The sequence below is a fragment of the Escherichia sp. WS547 genome, from assembly GCF_046486065.1.
GTDB lineage: Bacteria > Pseudomonadota > Gammaproteobacteria > Enterobacterales > Enterobacteriaceae > Escherichia > Escherichia coli.
The window spans coordinates 24,369-43,088 of record NZ_JBJQMA010000023.1 but is presented as its reverse complement, the minus strand read 5'-3'; the positions used below and the strand labels follow the sequence as shown (position 1 = coordinate 43,088).

Sequence of the window (18,720 nt, the reverse complement as noted above, 5' to 3'; positions counted from 1 at the left end):
TCCGCGCCGTAATGTCGTAACGGAGTTTTGCGTGCTCAAGGATTCACTCTCTTCCGCCAGGGTCTTTATGGGGCTATCACTATTATTGCTCGCTCTGGTGCTGTTCGGTGCCAGTCAGGGAGCGTTAAAGATCAGTTTTGATGCTCTTTTTGATGAGGAATACCGCGATATCTGGCTCAATATTCGTCTACCACGGGTTTTGCTGGCGGTGCTGGTAGGTGCAGCGTTGGCAACCGCAGGGGTAATTATGCAGGGGCTTTTTCGCAACCCAATGGCTGACCCAGGATTACTTGGCGTCAGTAGCGGTTCTGCATTAATGGTTGGCGTTGCTATTGTGCTACCGTTCTCCTTCCCAGTGGTGCTGGTGCTCTATGAGCAAATGGTGTTTGCCATTGCCGGAAGTTTAGTGGTCTGCACCATCATTTTTCTCATCACGCAGCGCCATCGCGATGGCAGCATGATGCAATTATTACTCGCCGGTATCGCCATCAATGCCCTGTGCGGCGCAGCGATCGGCATCCTGAGCTATATCGGCGATGAGCAGCAGCTACGACAACTCACATTGTGGATGATGGGCAATCTTGGACAGGCGCAATGGCCGACGTTATTGGTTGCCAGTTCATTCATCCTACCGGCCATTATCGCAACAACTTGTCTCGCCGGAACGCTGAATTTACTGCAGCTCGGTGATGAAGAAGCCCACTACCTCGGCGTGAACGTTAAGCGTAAACGCCAGCAATTACTGTTAGTGAGCTCACTGCTCGTTGGTGCCGCCGTATCGGTAAGCGGCATTATCGGCTTTATTGGCCTGGTGATCCCGCATCTGATTCGTATGACTACCGGGGCAAATCACCGCTGGCTAATCCCTTGCTCCGCCCTCGCCGGAGCCTGTTTATTGCTGATGGCAGACACGCTTGCCCGCACGCTGGTACAGCCAGCAGAAATGCCCGTGGGATTATTAACCAGCCTGCTTGGTGGCCCTTATTTTATGTGGTTGATTCTGCGCAACCGGAGGATCACATGATCAGCGCCCAGAATCTGGTTTATAGCCTTCAGGGGCGGCGTCTGACTGATAATGTCTCGCTGACTTTTCCCGGTGGGGAAATCGTTGCCATTCTCGGCCCTAATGGTGCGGGAAAATCTACGCTGCTTCGCCAGTTAACCGGCTATCTTCAACCTGATAGCGGCGAATGTCGGTTGTTTAATAAGCCATTAAATGAATGGTCGATTACTGAACTGGCGAAACACCGGGCCGTGATGCGTCAAAATAGCCACATGGCGTTTCCATTCAGCGTACAAGAAGTTATCCAGATGGGGCGGCATCCGCATCGCACTGGTAATCAGGATAATGAAACAGCACAAATAATGGCGTTATGTGACTGTCAGGCGTTAGCAAACCGCGACTATCGGCAATTATCCGGTGGTGAACAACAGCGCGTGCAATTAGCGCGCCTGCTGGTGCAACTCTGGGAACCTACTCCCTCACCGAAATGGTTATTTCTTGATGAACCAACTTCGGCGCTGGATATTCACCATCAGCAGCACTTGTTTCGTTTATTACGCCAGCTAGTTCACGAACGGCAGTTCAATGTTTGCTGCGTATTGCACGATCTAAATCTTGCCGCGCGTTATGCAGACCGTGTTGTATTAATGCAAAAAGGAAAGGTTATCGCAAATGGTAAACCACAGGACGTATTGACACAGCAGGCGCTGACCATGCTTTACGGCGCGGATATTACCGTACTTAAAGATCCTGCCAGCCATTCCCCCCTGATCGTCCTCGATCATTAAAACCAACAGGAGTACCGCTCTGGTACTCCTGTGAATAAATAACTATAAAGATTAGCTAATTGAAACGCCTTTCACCCCTGCCATACCTTTTAATAATCGCAACAGGTCTTCTATCGACGTTGTGGCATGAAGCTGGATATCAATGGCGACCACTTCATGATCTTCATTTTCCTGCAACGAAACTAAATCAGTTTTTATTTTTTGCTGCTTAAACCAGTCGAGCATTGATACCGTATTACCGTTCACTAATGTCAGCTGTAAATGGTAATTTTTGTTCATCAGGCGGAAGGTTAATTGATGGAAGACTTCCAGCACCAGCAAGGTCATCACTGAACCATAAATGCCCAGTTCGTACATACCACTGCCAATAACCATACCTATAGCGGCGGTCACCCAGATATCCGCTGCCGTCGTCAGACCTACAATATTTTGGTTACGAACGAGAATGTTACCTGCGCCGATAAACCCGACGCCCGTCACCACCTGAGCAGCAATACGGCTGGGGTCCAGTCCGACGTGATCTAAAGACAGCACGTCAGCAAAACCATATTTCGAAACAATCATAAACAGGGCGCTTCCCATGCCAATTAATACATGTGTGCGTAACCCTGCTCCTTTGCCGCGCATTTGCCTTTCCATGCCAATAGCGCCACAGGCAATTGCTGCGAGTATAAGACGTATAATAAATTCTGCTGTCATATAAAAATGCAAAAAGGAGCAGCAAGATGGCTCAACTTGCTACTCCTTTTTACTTGTACCTCATTAATTCGGCAAGTCATTAGATGCTTGATTTTTGAAGGTATACAAATTTTTCTGCGGGTTTTTCTTGCAGTATTCGATCACTTTAGGAATTTGAGTGAGATCGGTTTCATTTAAAGTAACGGTATCGCCACCTTTATATACTGTCTCTTCATGCAGCATCCACCATGCAACCGGTGTCATTGCTTTTGGATTCAGATCAATAAATTCCTGGCAGGTCATATCTTTAGCGGATTCATTGGCTGCCAGCGCAGATTGTGCGTTCACCAGTGACAAAGCCGCTACAGCGCCCATAAAAATAAACGCTTTACGGAGAGATGAAATATTCATTTTGTAACCCATTCAATATAGAGATTATATATGAACAGGAGGAATAGCTGCTTTTAAAGAAGATATTCCGGCCTGTTCAATATGCAAGGAAGTACGATGTAACGCATTCCCGGAATTACATATCTTTCTTAATTTTGTCCCATTCGCCTTTAACTTTATCTTTAAAGTTGGCTTGTTTATCCTGAGTACAAGCCTGAACGATAGCTGGGGTTACGGTTGCAATACCCTGAACATCTAAAACCGCATCTTCTGGTTTATCTTTGTTGTTCAGCGCTTCAGCAAAACCAACTGCAGTTGGCTGGAAGGATTCGTCCACAGCCAGGAAATCTTCACAGGTCCAGGAGTTGACCGGTTTTTTGTTATCAGCTGCTTTTTGCGCATCCGCTGCATTGCTCACAACTGGCAGAAGAAGCAGACCACCAAGAATAACGCCTAATACTTTTTTCATCGTAATATCCTCAACTATAAAGTGAAAGAGCCGTCACGAATCAATTTCGACACTGAGGTTATAACCTGGTTTTCTGTATATGTCATGTTGATGGAAAATATCAAAATCAGATATTTTTATTTCAATACAATGAGTTACAGATGCATCAGATACTGTAATTAGGAAATTTTTATTAAATCGACTGCATTCTTAGACGCGTTTTTGGCATAGATTGATAGCAGGGGATTTTCTTCTTAATTTTATAGGGTGGTTCTATGTTATATATAGATAAGGCAACAATTTTGAAGTTTGATCTGGAGATGCTGAAAAAGCATCGCAGAGCAATCCAGTTTATTGCCGTGTTGCTGTTTATCGTCGGGTTGCTGTGTATCAGTTTCCCGTTCGTCTCTGGCGATATTTTAAGCACGGTAGTGGGTGCATTATTAATCTGCTCGGGCGTTGCGCTTATTGTCGGGTTATTCAGCAACCGCAGTCATAATTTCTGGCCGGTATTATCCGGTTTCCTCGTCGCAGTCGCCTATTTATTGATCGGCTATTTCTTCATCCGCGCACCGGAGCTGGGCATTTTTGCCATTGCGGCATTTATTGCCGGTTTGTTCTGTGTTGCAGGGGTTATTCGCCTGATGAGTTGGTATCGTCAGCGTTCAATGAAAGGCAGCTGGCTACAGCTCGTTATTGGTGTGCTGGATATCGTCATTGCATGGATATTCCTTGGTGCAACGCCGATGGTGTCTGTAACTTTGGTTTCCACACTGGTGGGTATTGAACTGATATTTAGCGCCGCCAGCCTGTTCAGCTTCGCCAGTTTGTTCGTTAAGCAGCAATAATTATTCCTGTTGTCACCCGGATCATAGTCACTTGATGTGACTATGATCCGATTAATACTCTCTCCGCTACACAGCGTTGTAGATCAATTGCGCACTATCATTGAAATAATTACCTGCTGATGATTATTTCAACCTACTGAATTTCATCTAATTTTTTTCATTCCATGGCAAATTAGCCATTTCAAACATTATCATGGCTGATATTTTCCGTAGTCAGGTTTAATGTTTTAAAAGTGCTGTGGGAAAGTGAACAAAGAGTTCCGTAAGCGTTGATGCTATGGGCGGTTAAATAAGTAATCCGGGTTCATTTTTTTGCAACAGGCGTTGATTACATTGCATAAATATCCGTGTCTCCAGACGCTATATAAAAACCTGAAGACATGAATGCGTTATTTACTCAGGTAATTTCAATGCGTTAAAAGAAAGCTGGCAATCCAATTGCCAGCTTAAGTCGAAACAAGGAGACTCGATATTTAAATCGGATTACATTTTAACTTTAGTAATATTCTTCAGAGATCACAAACTGGTTATTGATAACTTATTCTTGGGCAGTAATCCGCAAACGTTAACTTTTTGTTTACCATTTACAAATTGATAACAACCAGGAATCTTACTTAGGATCAATATATGGAGTGCGTGATGGATAAATCTGAAGTATTGATTAGTGTTAATAGACGTATTAGTTCACGAAGGGCAAAGTTCTTATAGGCGTTTACTATATTGAACAACGATTCGGACAAGGATGTAAATAATGAAAAGGATGACATGTTCGAAACGATAACGGCTAAGGAGCAAGTTATGATTTTTCTCATGACGAAAGATTCTTTTCTTTTACAGGGCTTTTGGCAGTTGAAAGATAATCACGAAATGATAAAAATCAATTCCCTGTCAGAGATCAAAAAAGTAGGCAATAAACCCTTCAAGGTTATCATTGATACCTATCACAATCATATCCTTGATGAAGAAGCGATTAAATTTCTGGAGAAATTAGATGCCGAGAGAATTATTGTTTTGGCACCTTATCACATCAGTAAACTAAAAGCTAAAGCGCCTATTTATTTTGTTAGCCGCAAAGAAAGTATCAAAAATCTTCTTGAGATTACTTATGGTAAACACTTGCCCCATAAGAATTCACAATTATGTTTTTCACATAATCAGTTCAAAATTATGCAACTGATTCTGAAAAATAAAAATGAAAGCAATATCACGTCGACGCTCAATATTTCGCAACAAACATTAAAGATTCAGAAATTCAACATTATGTACAAGCTGAAACTAAGACGTATGAGCGACATCGTCACCCTGGGTATCACATCTTATTTTTAGTCAGGACATAAGCAACTGAAATTGATGGCTGGCATGACGAGGGATGCAGATGCTGATTTCATTACCCCCGGTGATTACTAAAGGAGAGGCGAAAACGACTTTATTCCCCTGGTATATGTATCCACCAGTAGAACCCTTCGTTGCCCGAATGCTGGCAGGAACTGTTGGCAGAACGGCAACATTTTTTTTGTCGTTGACCTCACCATGTCGATCACTATGCCTGTATCCCACCTTACTGGCTGACAACCCCACTATGCCGCTGGTCTGTAAATCCCTCATATCTCTCCTCGCGCGCAATTTAAAGAACCGTTATTTCTCAAGAATTTTCAGGGACTAAAATGAACAGAAGAAGAAAGCTGTTAATACCGTTGTTATTCTGCGGCGCGATGCTCACCGCCTGCGATGACAAATCGGCGGAAAACGCCGCCGCCATGACGCCTGAGGTCGGTGTCGTCACGCTCTCCCCCGGTTCGGTCAATGTGTTGAGCGAATTACCCGGTAGAACCGTTCCTTATGAAGTTGCCGAGATACGTCCCCAGGTGGGCGGTATTATCATTAAACGCAACTTTATCGAAGGCGATAAAGTGAACCAGGGCGATTCGCTGTATCAGATTGATCCTGCACCTTTACAGGCCGAGCTGAACTCCGCCAAAGGCACGCTGGCGAAAGCGCTCTCTACCGCCAGCAATGCCCGCATCACCTTTAACCGCCAGGCATCGTTGCTGAAGACCAACTACGTTAGCCGTCAGGATTACGACACCGCGCGCACCCAGTTGAATGAAGCAGAAGCCAATGTCACCGTCGCCAAAGCGGCTGTTGAACAGGCGACTATCAACCTGCAATACGCGAATGTCACCTCGCCGATTACGGGCGTCAGCGGGAAATCGTCGGTGACCGTCGGCGCACTCGTTACCGCTAATCAGGCAGATTCGCTGGTTACCGTACAACGTCTGGACCCGATTTATGTCGATCTCACGCAGTCGGTGCAGGATTTCTTGCGCATGAAAGAAGAGGTCGCCAGTGGGCAAATCAAACAGGTTCAGGGCAGTACGCCAGTACAGCTCAATCTGGAAAATGGTAAACGTTACAGCCAGACCGGCACGCTGAAATTCTCCGACCCGACGGTGGATGAAACCACGGACTCCGTGACGTTACGGGCGATTTTCCCCAACCCAAATGGTGACTTGCTGCCTGGCATGTATGTCACGGCATTAGTGGATGAAGGTAGCCGCCAGAATGTATTACTGGTGCCGCAGGAAGGCGTCACCCACAACGCCCAGGGTAAAGCAGCGGCGCTCATTCTGGATAAAGACGATGTCGTGCAGCTACGCGAAATTGAAGCCAGCAAAGCCATCGGCGACCAGTGGGTTGTCACCTCTGGCTTGCAGGCTGGCGATCGGGTGATCGTTTCCGGTTTGCAACGCATTCGTCCGGGTATCAAAGCACGAGCAATTTCCTCCAGCCAGGAAAACGTCAGCACCGAATCGAAACAATAACGTTGCAGGCTTAAGGGGACTTTCATGGCTAACTATTTTATTGATCGCCCGGTTTTTGCCTGGGTACTTGCCATTATTATGATGCTTGCAGGCGGTCTGGCGATCATGAACTTACCGGTTGCGCAGTATCCGCAGATTGCGCCACCGACCATTACCGTCAGCGCTACCTATCCAGGTGCCGATGCGCAAACGGTAGAAGACTCGGTCACTCAGGTGATTGAGCAAAATATGAATGGGCTTGATGGCCTGATGTACATGTCTTCAACCAGTGATGCGGCGGGTAATGCCTCTATTACTCTGACCTTCGAGACTGGGACATCTCCTGATATCGCACAGGTTCAGGTGCAAAATAAACTGCAACTCGCTATGCCTTCATTACCTGAAGCGGTGCAGCAGCAGGGGATTAGCGTCGATAAGTCGAGCAGTAATATCCTGATGGTAGCGGCGTTTATTTCTGATAACGGCAGCCTCAACCAGTACGATATCGCGGACTATGTAGCGTCTAATATCAAAGACCCGCTAAGCCGTACCGCGGGCGTTGGTAGCGTACAGCTCTTTGGTTCCGAGTACGCCATGCGTATCTGGCTGGACCCGCAAAAACTCAATAAATACAATCTGGTACCTTCCGATGTTATTTCCCAGATTAAGGTGCAGAACAACCAGATTTCTGGTGGTCAACTGGGTGGCATGCCACAGGCGGCAGACCAGCAACTAAACGCCTCGATCATTGTGCAGACGCGTCTGCAAACGCCGGAAGAATTTGGCAAAATCCTGTTGAAAGTTCAGCAAGATGGTTCGCAAGTGCTGCTGCGTGATGTCGCCCGCGTCGAACTTGGAGCGGAAGATTATTCCACCGTGGCGCGCTATAACGGCAAACCTGCTGCCGGGATCGCCATCAAACTGGCTACCGGAGCAAACGCCCTAGATACCTCGCGGGCAGTCAAAGAGGAGCTGAACCGCTTATCAGCCTATTTCCCCGCAAGTCTGAAGACGGTTTATCCTTACGACACCACGCCGTTTATCGAAATTTCTATTCAGGAAGTTTTTAAAACACTGGTTGAGGCTATCATCCTCGTCTTCCTGGTCATGTATCTGTTTTTGCAGAATTTCCGTGCCACAATCATCCCGACGATTGCCGTACCGGTGGTTATTCTCGGGACGTTTGCGATCTTGTCGGCGGTCGGTTTCACCATCAACACGTTAACTATGTTCGGGATGGTGCTGGCGATAGGGTTACTGGTGGATGACGCCATCGTGGTGGTGGAGAACGTCGAGCGTGTCATTGCGGAAGATAAGCTACCGCCGAAGGAAGCGACGCATAAATCGATGGGGCAGATCCAACGTGCGCTGGTCGGGATTGCCGTTGTTCTTTCCGCAGTGTTTATGCCGATGGCCTTTATGAGCGGTGCAACCGGGGAGATCTACCGCCAGTTCTCCATCACGCTGATCTCCTCCATGCTGCTTTCAGTATTTGTGGCAATGAGCCTGACCCCTGCCCTGTGCGCCACCATTCTGAAAGCCGCGCCGGAAGGTGGTCACAAACCTAACGCCCTGTTCGCACGCTTCAACACGCTGTTTGAAAAATCAACTCAGCACTATACCGACAGTACCCGCTCGCTGTTGCGTTGTACCGGTCGCTACATGGTGGTCTACCTGCTGATTTGCGCCGGGATGGCGGTGCTGTTCCTGCGCACGCCGACCTCTTTCTTACCAGAAGAGGATCAGGGGGTATTTATGACCACCGCGCAGTTACCTTCCGGTGCCACCATGGTTAACACCACGAAAGTGCTGCAACAGGTGACGGATTATTATCTGACTAAAGAGAAAGATAATGTTCAGTCGGTGTTTACCGTTGGCGGCTTTGGCTTCAGCGGCCAGGGGCAAAACAACGGTCTGGCGTTTATCAGCCTCAAACCGTGGTCTGAACGTGTCGGCGAGGAAAACTCGGTTACCGCGATCATTCAGCGGGCAATGATTGCGTTAAGCAGTATCAATAAAGCCGTCGTCTTCCCGTTCAACTTACCCGCGGTGGCTGAACTGGGTACCGCGTCAGGTTTTGATATGGAACTGCTGGACAACGGCAACCTGGGGCACGAAAAACTGACCCAGGCGCGAAACGAGCTATTATCACTGGCAGCGCAATCACCGAACCAAGTCACCGGGGTACGTCCGAACGGACTGGAAGATACGCCGATGTTCAAAGTGAACGTCAACGCCGCGAAAGCTGAGGCAATGGGTGTGGCGCTGTCTGATATCAACCAGACAATTTCCACCGCCTTCGGCAGCAGCTACGTGAACGACTTCCTCAACCAGGGGCGGGTGAAAAAAGTGTATGTCCAGGCAGGCACGCCGTTCCGTATGTTGCCGGATAACATCAACCAATGGTATGTACGCAACGCCTCTGGCACGATGGCACCGCTTTCTGCCTATTCGTCTACCGAATGGACCTATGGTTCACCGCGACTGGAACGCTACAACGGCATCCCGTCAATGGAGATTTTAGGTGAAGCGGCGGCCGGGAAAAGTACCGGTGACGCCATGAAATTTATGGCAGACCTGGTCGCTAAACTTCCGGCAGGCGTCGGCTACTCATGGACCGGACTGTCGTATCAGGAAGCGTTATCCTCAAATCAGGCTCCCGCGCTGTATGCCATTTCACTGGTCGTGGTGTTCCTCGCCCTCGCCGCACTTTATGAGAGCTGGTCAATTCCGTTCTCGGTGATGTTGGTTGTACCGTTAGGCGTCGTTGGCGCATTACTGGCCACCGATCTACGCGGCTTAAGTAATGACGTCTACTTCCAGGTTGGTTTGCTGACCACCATCGGGCTTTCCGCCAAGAACGCCATCCTGATTGTCGAATTTGCCGTTGAGATGATGCAGAAAGAAGGGAAAACGCCGATAGAGGCAATCATCGAAGCGGCGCGGATGCGTTTACGCCCAATCCTGATGACCTCTCTGGCCTTTATTCTCGGCGTGCTGCCGCTGGTTATCAGTCATGGTGCCGGTTCTGGCGCGCAAAACGCGGTAGGTACCGGCGTGATGGGCGGGATGTTTGCCGCAACAGTGCTGGCAATTTACTTCGTTCCGGTCTTTTTCGTTGTAGTGGAACATCTCTTTGCCCGCTTTAAAAAAGCGTAACGTGTAAATGAGAGTAAGGTTGAACGTGAGGGTTCAGCCTTACTCTTTCCTGCCAACCATTCACCACTCAACAACCAGCTAACCGTCAGGAATACCAGGCTTAGTACACAGCACTGAAAGTAGAAACCACTCCAGCCATTCGTCATCAATTTGAATAACACAATACTGACCCACATTCCCGTAATCGTATGAATTGTCAGCTTAATAATCCCAAACATGCCGAGTCTTTTCCTCCTGAAAATACCTATACCGCCTGGCAAACTGCGAAAGAGAACTAGCCGGTAGCCCGGCAGAAATCATCAGGGAAGAGTTTCACATGAAGCAGGTGTGAGATCCTGACCAATATTCAAATGCAAAATATGTCAGGAAAAGGTACCTGGCGAATGTTGCGCAAACTGATGTGGCGTTACACCATAATATTGTCGAAATGTGTTTATAAAGTACGACGTACTGCTATAGCCACATTTTTCCGCAATAGTATGCAGAGGAATTTGACGTAACTCGAGTAATCGTCTGGCCATCGACATCCTGGAGGCGAGTAATATTTTACTGAAACAGGTATTTTCATCCTGCAACTTTTTTTTGATGAGACTCTCGCTGGTATACATTCTTTCCGCAATATCGCGCAGATACCAACGTTTGGCGATATCAAAGCTAATAAGGCGTTCAACTTTTCCTGAAACAGTACTGATACTATTGAAAAGTAAGGGGATCAGTTCTTTCTTATGAGAAAACATCGATAAACAGGAAAGATAGAGCATTTTGCTCAGTATCGGTGAATTTACCCCTGATTCATTGAAACTATCAAAAATCGCCGTCACCAGCGGCATGGGGGGTGACTGGTTAATTAACAGACGGTCTTTGCTATGTAACCCTAAATTGCGTGGTATCTGACGAATATTTTGTAAGTAATGGCAAACTGTCAGCTCATCGATATCCAGTCGTCGCGTATCCGGTGAACAAAACGCAAAATCGTCTGCCAAATTTTTATCCAGTAACAGGATACTCTCGTTGTGCAACGATATTTTTTGCTGTTCATGATAAATATCGAATGAACGACGAACGAGGATCACCGAGCAGACATGAGTCATGACTATCCCTTATATTTCATTACTGCGATTATTTCAATTTCAGTATACTAATGAAATGATGCCAGACTGTTTCTTAGCGCAAAAACTGCCAGATTTGGTAGGACCAAAATTTATCCACAAAGTAGTTTTGCATAACAGTTAATTGATAATAAGTAAATGCAGCACGAATATATTTTCGCACAGCGTATAGCTTATGTTTATAAAAAAATGGCTGATCTTATTTCCAGTAAAAGTTATATTTAACTTACTGAGAGCACAAAGTTTCCCGTGCCAACAGGGAGTGTTATAACGGTTTATTAGTCTGGAGACGGCAGACTATCCTCTTCCCGGTCCCCTATGCCGGGTTTTTTTTATGTCTGAGTAAAACTCTATAATCTTATTCCTTCCGCAGAACGGTCAGTGCCGTAAAAATTCCCTTGTGCAACAATACTTGCCGCCGGGTCACGGTTCGGCAATCCCTGCGCCGATCGCTCCTGATACTCTGTGGGCGTCATCCCATAATAATTTCGAAAAACGTAAATAAAATACGACACGCTGTGATATCCACAGGATACTGCAACTCGCTTAATTGAAACACCATATATAACAATAAGTTGTAAAGCACGCTGCATCCTACACTCAGTAAGCAACTGTGAATATGACGTACCTTCTTCGCGCAATTTTTTCTTTAACAGGCTTGGACTCATCAACAGCTCGCTGGCGATTCGGGCTAATGTCCACTCATGGGCGATATTATTATTGATGACCGTACAAACTCGTGTTCGCATATTCGGTTGCAACACGTTCAGTAGTAACGGTATAAACTGCATATCCTCAAGAAAAACAGATAACAACGCAAAGATTAATGCCCTTTTACGTAGCATTTCTGCATAGCGAAGATTCTTATTCTGCGATAGTTGCGCAACTTCCTGAAAAACAGGAATATCTCTGGTACAGTGATGAACGAGTAATGCAGGAACTTTTTTATGTGCATGAAGTTTTAATGCCTCCTCCTTGAGCATCGGGAGAAATAATGAAAGCGTGTCTCTTGAAACTAATACGAAATTCTCAACACACTTATCCACTTGAATTTGGCTTGCATCCGCAAAAACCAGATCACCGCCATTAAAATAGCGATATTCACCATTAACCATGGTGAGAATATATTTATGTCTTGCGTACGCAATTAGACAATTACCATGTAGTGGTTGCATAGTTGACTTAATATTACATAAACATATTACTGTTTATTAATGTAGCACGCCGCCCTCTTAAGTCAAATTGATTGATAAATAAATTTAAACGAAGCGGGAAAACAGGATGATAATCTACGGGCAGGATGACTGGATTTATAATACAAAAGGCGTGCTTAAGAACGCAGTGAAATTAATAGTAAGCAAATAATCCCTTGTAGTGACATTAAAAACACCCGTTACATTGAATAAACATTCATATAACATATATCTTATCAACACGATGAATAGACAGCCAATATATTATTGCGATTAATAAGCAACCGAATGCCCAACTGTTTTTTAAAGGTTGGGCATTCGGTTTTTACAACGTTATGTTATCAGGTGTGTTTAAAGCTGTTCTGCTGGGCAATACCCTGCAGTTTCGGGTGATCGCTGAGATATTTCAGGGAGGCTTTGTAGTCTTCCAGCAACAGTTCAGCAAAGTCCATTTCGAAGCCGCGACGACACATAATGCGCATCACCACGATGTCGGTGGCTTCACCGCCGAGAGTGAAGGCCGGAACCTGCCAGCCGCGCAGACGCAGACGTTCAGAGAGGTCGTACAGGGTGTATCCCGGATCTTCACCCTCTTTCAGTTTGAAGCAAACCGCCGGGATGCCTTCGTCCGGGCGACCGGTACAGATGAACTCATACGGCCCCAGTTTGGCGATTTCATCCGCCAGATAAGCGGCAACCTGGTAAGAGGCGTTCTGTACTTTGGTATAGCCTTCACGACCGAGGCGCAGGAATTCATAGTACTGTGCAATTACCTGACCCGCCGGGCGGGAGAAGTTGATGGCGAAAGTCCCAATCTGACCACCGAGGTAGTCAACGTTGAACACCAGTTCCTGCGGCAGCGCTTCTTCATCACGCCAGATAACCCAGCCGCAGCCCAGCGGAGCCAGACCGAATTTATGGCCTGAAGCACTGATCGATTTCACACGCGGCAGGCGGAAGTCCCAGACGATATCCGGGGCAACGAACGGTGCCAGGAAGCCACCGCTGGCGGCGTCGATGTGCATGTCGATGTCGATACCGGTGTCGGCCTGGAATTTATCCAGCGCATCGTGCAGCGGTTGCGGGAACTCATAGTTACCGGTGTAGGTCACGCCGAAAGTCGGCACCACGCCGATGGTGTTTTCGTCGCAGGCTTCAATCATGCGTTTCGGGTCCATAAACAACTGACCGGGGCGCATAGGGATCTCACGCAGCTCCACATCCCAGTAGCGGGCAAATTTATGCCAGCAGATTTGTACCGGACCGCACACCAGGTTTGGTTTGTTGGTCGGCTTACCTGCGGCTTCCATACGCTTGCGCCAACGCCATTTCATCGCCATCCCGCCGAGCATACAGGCCTCGGAAGAACCAATGGTGTTGGTGCCAACGGCCTGACCATTTTTCGGCGCAGGCGCATGCCACAGATCGGCAACCATGTTTACGCAACGCAGGTCGATGGCTGCAGATTGCGGATATTCTTCTTTGTCGATCCAGTTTTTATTGATCGACAAATCCATCAATTTATGGACGTTTTCGTCGTCCCAGGTCTGGCAAAAAGTGGCCAGGTTCTGACGAGCGTTGCCATCAAGATATAATTCGTCATTGATAATCTGGAATGCGACATCATCGCGCATTTCGTGCAGCGGAAATCGTTTTGACTCCGCGATAGTAGAAATGGCCTTTGCGCCAAAACGTGAATCGAGTAGTTCTGAGCGGAAATCCGTTAACAGCTTCTGGTCCATTTCGAACTCCTTAAATTTATTTGAAGGCAATAAAAAAGTAGGATTTATCCGCAATGGAAGCAAGGCATTACAGGCTTAATTTAAATAACAAAATCCTAAGCAGAAAAACGACTTTTTATAATATAAACATTTAACATGATAATATTAAAAACAGACTTTATTATCGCAATAAAAATCACCCGAACATTCCTGTTCGGGCGATTAAATTAATTATTGTTTATCCTGCATATACGGCGTATAAACCCCGTTCAGACTGTGCAGGAAAGCTACGATATCATCCACATCCTCCTGCGGCAGCTCTTTGCCTACCTGATAGCGCAACATCAGTTTCACCGCCCCGTCCAGCGTCGGCACATCACCGCGATGGAAGTACGGTGCCGTTAGTGCAACGTTACGTAAACCGGGTACTTTCTGACGCAATTTATCGCGCTCTTCTTTAGTCACATTCATACGACCAATATCCGCCGCCGTAATTTCACCAAAGTTAAAGTCTTTTTTCAGCCCCAACGGTTCGAAGGAACGTCCGCCGAGAATAATACCACCATGACAAGTTGCACATTTATTATCTTTAAATAATTGATAGCCTTTTTTCTGTTGTGCCGTCAGCGCATTCTCATCTCCACGCAACCATTTATCAAATGGGGAATCTGGCGTAATTAATGTTTTCTCAAATTCAGCAATGGCATCAGTAATATTTTCGCCACTGAAACCTTGCGGATAGACTTCGAGGAACTGCGCTTTAAGCTGCGGATCTTTTTCCAGCTTAGCAATAATTTCGTCCCAGGATTTCGACGCCATTTCAATCGGATTCAACGGCGGTCCACCAGCCTGATCCTGCAATGTTGCCGCACGACCATCCCAGAACTGCTCAACGTTAAATACTGAGTTAAATACCGTCGGCGCGTTAATCGGCCCCACTGCGCCACCAACACCAATCGATGTTTTTCTGCCATCGACGCCCCCCGCATTCAACGCATGGCAATGAGCGCATGAAATGGTGCTATCCGCCGATAAACGGGGATCGTGATACAGCGCAAAACCCAACGCCACTTTTTGCGCATCGGTAGGCAGTTTTTGCGGGATGGGCTGCACCGGTTCATTGCGATGCTCCGGAGCAATGTCATTGCTGGCGTAATATTCCGCGCGCTGTTTTGCAATCCAGGCGAGTATTTCCGCCCGCTCTTCATCACTCACCTTACCCGCCCAGTGTAGCGCGGTATAACGTGTTGGTGGCATGGTTTCATACTGCATCACCCATTCAATCTTATTCAGATCGCTTTGCGAAACGGGTTTATCAGCCAGCAGAGCCGCACGCACGGCCTCGAGGTTAAAAGATTTATATCCAAGCTTAATGTCGTAATCCATCAACTGTTTCGCGCCAGGAATATAATAATAGGCGGGTAATTCTGCCGAAGGCGTGTGGCAATAGTCGCATCCTTTTTCGCGGAGAAAGCCTAAAACCTTATTATTTTCACTGACAGCAGATGCCTGAACATCGGCCTGTTTACTGCGTTTATTATCGTGGTACCACACATAACCAGATAACCCTAAATAGCAAATCGCGACGCCAGCCAGGCCGATCGCGGTAATACGTGAGACCATTTTCATTATTCTTCCCTCACGGTGGTGAGTTATTGTGACCCAGAAAATTTTCCAGAATGCTGCAAACGTCTCTGCGAGACAAAGCCATCATAAAAAACAGGGAGATACACTTTTTGATAGGAATCAATCAATTACATGAATATAAACTATCAATAAGATAGCCTGTGCCTATTATCCAGATCAGGAATGGCATATCATGATTGCGGCGAGAGCAGGATTGAATGTTCTGAAAATGAAAAACAACACGAAATCTGTATTTTTATAAATTCCATGGATATTAGTGCGTTATATTTTTTGACAGGTTAATAAACGTGATCCACCGCACGCTTTGTCGCCCACCAGGCGGAGCGAATGACTACCCTTAAAGAAAAGCCCGATAATTAGCGACGAATTTCGGAGGTTGGATCCTTATGCTCAATCAGAAAATTCAAAACCCTAATCCAGATGAACTGATGATCGAGGTCGATCTCTGCTATGAACTGGACCCATATGAATTAAAACTGGATGAGATGATCGAGGCAGAACCGGAACCCGAGATGATTGAAGGGCTGCCCGCCTCTGATGCGCTGACGCCTGCCGATCGCTATCTCGAACTGTTCGAGCATGTTCAGTCGGCGAAAATTTTCCCCGACAGTAAAACCTTTCCCGACTGCGCACCTAAAATGGACCCGCTGGATATTTTAATCCGCTACCGTAAAGTGCGCCGTCATCGTGATTTTGACTTGCGCAAGTTTGTTGAAAACCACTTCTGGCTGCCGGAGGTCTACTCCAGCGAGTATGTATCGGACCCGCAAAATTCCCTGAAAGAGCATATCGACCAGCTGTGGCCGGTGCTAACCCGCGAACCGCAGGATCACATTCCGTGGTCTTCTCTGCTGGCGCTGCCGCAGTCATATATTGTCCCGGGCGGCCGTTTTAGCGAAACCTACTATTGGGATTCCTATTTCACCATGCTGGGGCTGGCGGAAAGTGGTCGGGAAGATTTGCTGAAATGCATGGCCGATAACTTCGCCTGGATGATCGAAAACTACGGTCACATCCCCAACGGCAACCGCACCTATTATTTGAGCCGCTCGCAACCACCGGTTTTTGCGCTGATGGTGGAGTTGTTTGAAGAAGATGGTGTACGCGGTGCACGCCGCTATCTCGACCACCTGAAAATGGAATATGCCTTCTGGATGGACGGTGCAGAATCGTTGATCCCTAATCAGGCCTATCGCCATGTTGTGCGGATGCCGGACGGATCGCTGCTCAACCGTTACTGGGACGATCGCGACACACCGCGTGACGAATCCTGGCTTGAGGACGTTGAAACCACGAAACATTCTGGTCGCCCGCCCAACGAGGTGTACCGCGATTTACGCGCGGGGGCGGCCTCCGGTTGGGATTACTCTTCCCGCTGGCTGCGTGATACTGGTCGTCTGGCGAGCATTCGTACCACCCAGTTCATCCCCATCGATCTGAATGCCTTCCTGTTTAAACTGGAGAGCGCCATCGCCAACATCTCGGCGCTGAAAGGCGAGAAAGAGACAGAAGCACTGTTCCGCCAGAAGGCCTGTGCCCGTCGCGATGCGGTAAACCGTTACCTCTGGGATGATGAAAACGGTATCTACCGCGATTACGACTGGCGACGCGAACAACTGGCGCTGTTTTCCGCTGCCGCCATTGTGCCGCTCTATGTCGGTATGGCGAACCATGAACAGGCCGATCGTCTGGCAAACGCCGTGCGCAGCCGGTTACTGACACCTGGCGGGATTCTGGCAAGCGAGTACGAAACCGGTGAACAGTGGGATAAACCCAACGGCTGGGCACCGTTACAATGGATGGCGATTCAGGGATTTAAAATGTATGGCGATGACCTTCTGGGTGATGAAATCGCGCGCAGCTGGCTGAAGACGGTGAATCAGTTCTATCTGGAACAGCACAAACTGATCGAGAAATACCATATTGCCGATGGTGTTCCCCGCGAAGGCGGCGGTGGCGAGTATCCGTTGCAGGATGGGTTTGGCTGGACTAACGGTGTGGTACGCCGTTTAATTGGTTTGTACGGCGAACCATAATATTTTTACAGCCAGCCGCTAACTTCCTGCTGGCTGTAAAATTATCCTCTTCAGGAGGAGATATTTAACATCATTGCCGCCTGGGTGCGATTTTTCACTTCCAGACGGCGATACAGGGATTCCAGATGCGCTTTTACCGTTCCGGTACTGATATTCAGCGCCCTGCCGATCTCCTTATTTGATTCGCCCGCCGCTAACATGGTTAAAATCTCCCGCTGGCGGGCGCTTAACGATTTGAGATCTTTAATGTCCTTTTCCGGCGTCGTCCGCCAGTCTCCAGGCAGAAACATCATCCCCATCGCCGCACTATTTACCGCCAACGCAAATGTCTCGACGGTTGAATCACGAGGCACAATGGCCAGCACATTAAAATGGATAACTTCCTGTAACCACCGTTTATTGCAATCCGTCGCCGTAATTAACACCTTAACCTCAGGAAATTGCACCACGGTTTTTTGCAGCAACCAGTAACAAAACTCACCATCCTGATCGCCATCGAGCATCACTAAGGCTTCAGGGTAACTTTCCAGCTTCTGCCATAACTCGTCTGCCTGACCGGCCCCCTGAATACTCACTCCTGGAATACGCTGCTGTAAACTGATTTTCATTCCATGAATAAATATTGACTGCCTGTCAAACATGACTATTTGCATAACTGAATCTCCACCTGAATACGTTAAAAAGACTTAAGTAGTGGAAGGGTATTACCCGCGAGAAAAAATAAGAATTCGCCATTTGGCGGTGGCCATTCTACAGAGATGACGCGTAGAAAATAGTTGCCGATATAAATCGTTACAGCTAAACGCCTGAAATTACATGTCGAGGGCACTATTTAAAACAATTTTGAGGATTTCCTTATATTGATGGTTAGTACGCATGCAATTAAAAATGAAACTCCG

Annotated in this window: 16 protein-coding genes; 7 read left to right on the top strand and 9 right to left on the bottom strand. The window is 47.3% G+C overall.

Annotated elements, in window-relative coordinates; genetic code table 11:
* The first annotated feature begins 31 nt into the window (after positions 1 to 31).
* A complete protein-coding gene (gene shuU / locus ACJHWK_RS18550) occupies positions 32 to 1,024 on the top strand; it encodes a heme ABC transporter permease ShuU/ChuU (protein WP_000910402.1) in 993 nt (330 codons plus the stop codon).
* On the top strand, positions 1,021 to 1,791 hold the full coding sequence (locus ACJHWK_RS18545) for a heme ABC transporter ATP-binding protein (protein WP_001521540.1): 771 nt from the start codon (positions 1,021 to 1,023) through the stop codon (positions 1,789 to 1,791). Before shuU ends, ACJHWK_RS18545 begins: the two co-directional genes overlap by 4 nt.
* Before the next feature lie 51 nt (positions 1,792 to 1,842).
* Here the strand turns inward: ACJHWK_RS18545 and ACJHWK_RS18540 are convergent, their stop codons facing one another.
* The 3 genes from ACJHWK_RS18540 to hdeA form a co-directional block, all read right to left on the bottom strand.
* The gene (locus ACJHWK_RS18540) at positions 1,843 to 2,490 is read right to left on the bottom strand and encodes an MgtC/SapB family protein (protein ID WP_001296814.1); all 648 of its coding nucleotides are present in this window, start codon (positions 2,488 to 2,490) and stop codon (positions 1,843 to 1,845) included.
* A gap of 63 nt (positions 2,491 to 2,553) precedes the next feature.
* Positions 2,554 to 2,880 carry an acid-activated periplasmic chaperone HdeB gene (hdeB, locus tag ACJHWK_RS18535; protein ID WP_001298717.1) on the bottom strand — a complete coding sequence of 109 codons (327 nt, stop codon included), beginning with the start codon at positions 2,878 to 2,880 and terminating at the stop codon, positions 2,554 to 2,556.
* A gap of 115 nt (positions 2,881 to 2,995) precedes the next feature.
* A complete protein-coding gene (hdeA, locus tag ACJHWK_RS18530) occupies positions 2,996 to 3,328 on the bottom strand; it encodes an acid-activated periplasmic chaperone HdeA (protein ID WP_000756550.1) in 333 nt (110 codons plus the stop codon).
* A 254-nt stretch (positions 3,329 to 3,582) separates the two neighbouring features.
* Here hdeA and hdeD point away from each other — a divergent pair, with 254 nt between their 5' ends.
* Positions 3,583 to 4,155, top strand: coding sequence for an acid-resistance protein HdeD (gene hdeD / locus ACJHWK_RS18525; RefSeq protein WP_000965681.1), 573 nt, complete (start codon positions 3,583 to 3,585; stop codon positions 4,153 to 4,155).
* 798 nt (positions 4,156 to 4,953) lie between these two features.
* The gene (gene gadE, locus ACJHWK_RS18520; RefSeq protein WP_000576690.1) at positions 4,954 to 5,481 is read left to right on the top strand and encodes an acid resistance transcriptional activator GadE; all 528 of its coding nucleotides are present in this window, start codon (positions 4,954 to 4,956) and stop codon (positions 5,479 to 5,481) included.
* Here the strand turns inward: gadE and ACJHWK_RS18515 are convergent, their stop codons facing one another.
* A complete protein-coding gene (locus ACJHWK_RS18515; protein ID WP_001205324.1) occupies positions 5,482 to 5,760 on the bottom strand; it encodes a hypothetical protein in 279 nt (92 codons plus the stop codon).
* 107 nt (positions 5,761 to 5,867) lie between these two features.
* On the opposite strand from ACJHWK_RS18515, the gene mdtE reads away from it, so the two are divergent.
* Both mdtE and mdtF read left to right on the top strand, forming a co-directional pair.
* Entirely contained in the window at positions 5,868 to 6,977 is a 1,110-nt protein-coding gene (gene mdtE, locus ACJHWK_RS18510) for a multidrug transporter subunit MdtE (RefSeq protein ID WP_306304917.1), read from the top strand.
* Positions 6,978 to 7,001: 24 nt separating this feature from the next.
* Positions 7,002 to 10,115, top strand: coding sequence for a multidrug efflux pump RND permease MdtF (gene mdtF / locus ACJHWK_RS18505; protein WP_000024897.1), 3,114 nt, complete (start codon positions 7,002 to 7,004; stop codon positions 10,113 to 10,115).
* A gap of 362 nt (positions 10,116 to 10,477) precedes the next feature.
* Here mdtF and gadW read toward each other — a convergent pair whose 3' ends face one another.
* The 4 genes from gadW to ccp form a co-directional block, all read right to left on the bottom strand.
* Positions 10,478 to 11,206, bottom strand: coding sequence for an acid resistance transcriptional activator GadW (gadW, locus tag ACJHWK_RS18500; protein ID WP_001521544.1), 729 nt, complete (start codon positions 11,204 to 11,206; stop codon positions 10,478 to 10,480).
* Positions 11,207 to 11,574: 368 nt separating this feature from the next.
* On the bottom strand, positions 11,575 to 12,399 hold the full coding sequence (gadX, locus tag ACJHWK_RS18495; protein WP_001182736.1) for an acid resistance transcriptional activator GadX: 825 nt from the start codon (positions 12,397 to 12,399) through the stop codon (positions 11,575 to 11,577).
* 359 nt (positions 12,400 to 12,758) lie between these two features.
* The gene (locus ACJHWK_RS18490) at positions 12,759 to 14,159 is read right to left on the bottom strand and encodes a glutamate decarboxylase (protein WP_001521545.1); all 1,401 of its coding nucleotides are present in this window, start codon (positions 14,157 to 14,159) and stop codon (positions 12,759 to 12,761) included.
* Positions 14,160 to 14,369: 210 nt separating this feature from the next.
* The gene (gene ccp / locus ACJHWK_RS18485; RefSeq protein ID WP_000784812.1) at positions 14,370 to 15,767 is read right to left on the bottom strand and encodes a cytochrome c peroxidase; all 1,398 of its coding nucleotides are present in this window, start codon (positions 15,765 to 15,767) and stop codon (positions 14,370 to 14,372) included.
* A 404-nt stretch (positions 15,768 to 16,171) separates the two neighbouring features.
* On the opposite strand from ccp, the gene ACJHWK_RS18480 reads away from it, so the two are divergent.
* Positions 16,172 to 17,821, top strand: coding sequence for an alpha,alpha-trehalase (locus tag ACJHWK_RS18480; RefSeq protein ID WP_170886324.1), 1,650 nt, complete (start codon positions 16,172 to 16,174; stop codon positions 17,819 to 17,821).
* 50 nt (positions 17,822 to 17,871) lie between these two features.
* Here ACJHWK_RS18480 and ACJHWK_RS18475 read toward each other — a convergent pair whose 3' ends face one another.
* Positions 17,872 to 18,474, bottom strand: a complete 603-nt coding sequence (locus ACJHWK_RS18475; RefSeq protein ID WP_001167666.1) for a helix-turn-helix transcriptional regulator — start codon at positions 18,472 to 18,474, stop codon at positions 17,872 to 17,874.
* Positions 18,475 to 18,720 lie beyond the last annotated feature (246 nt).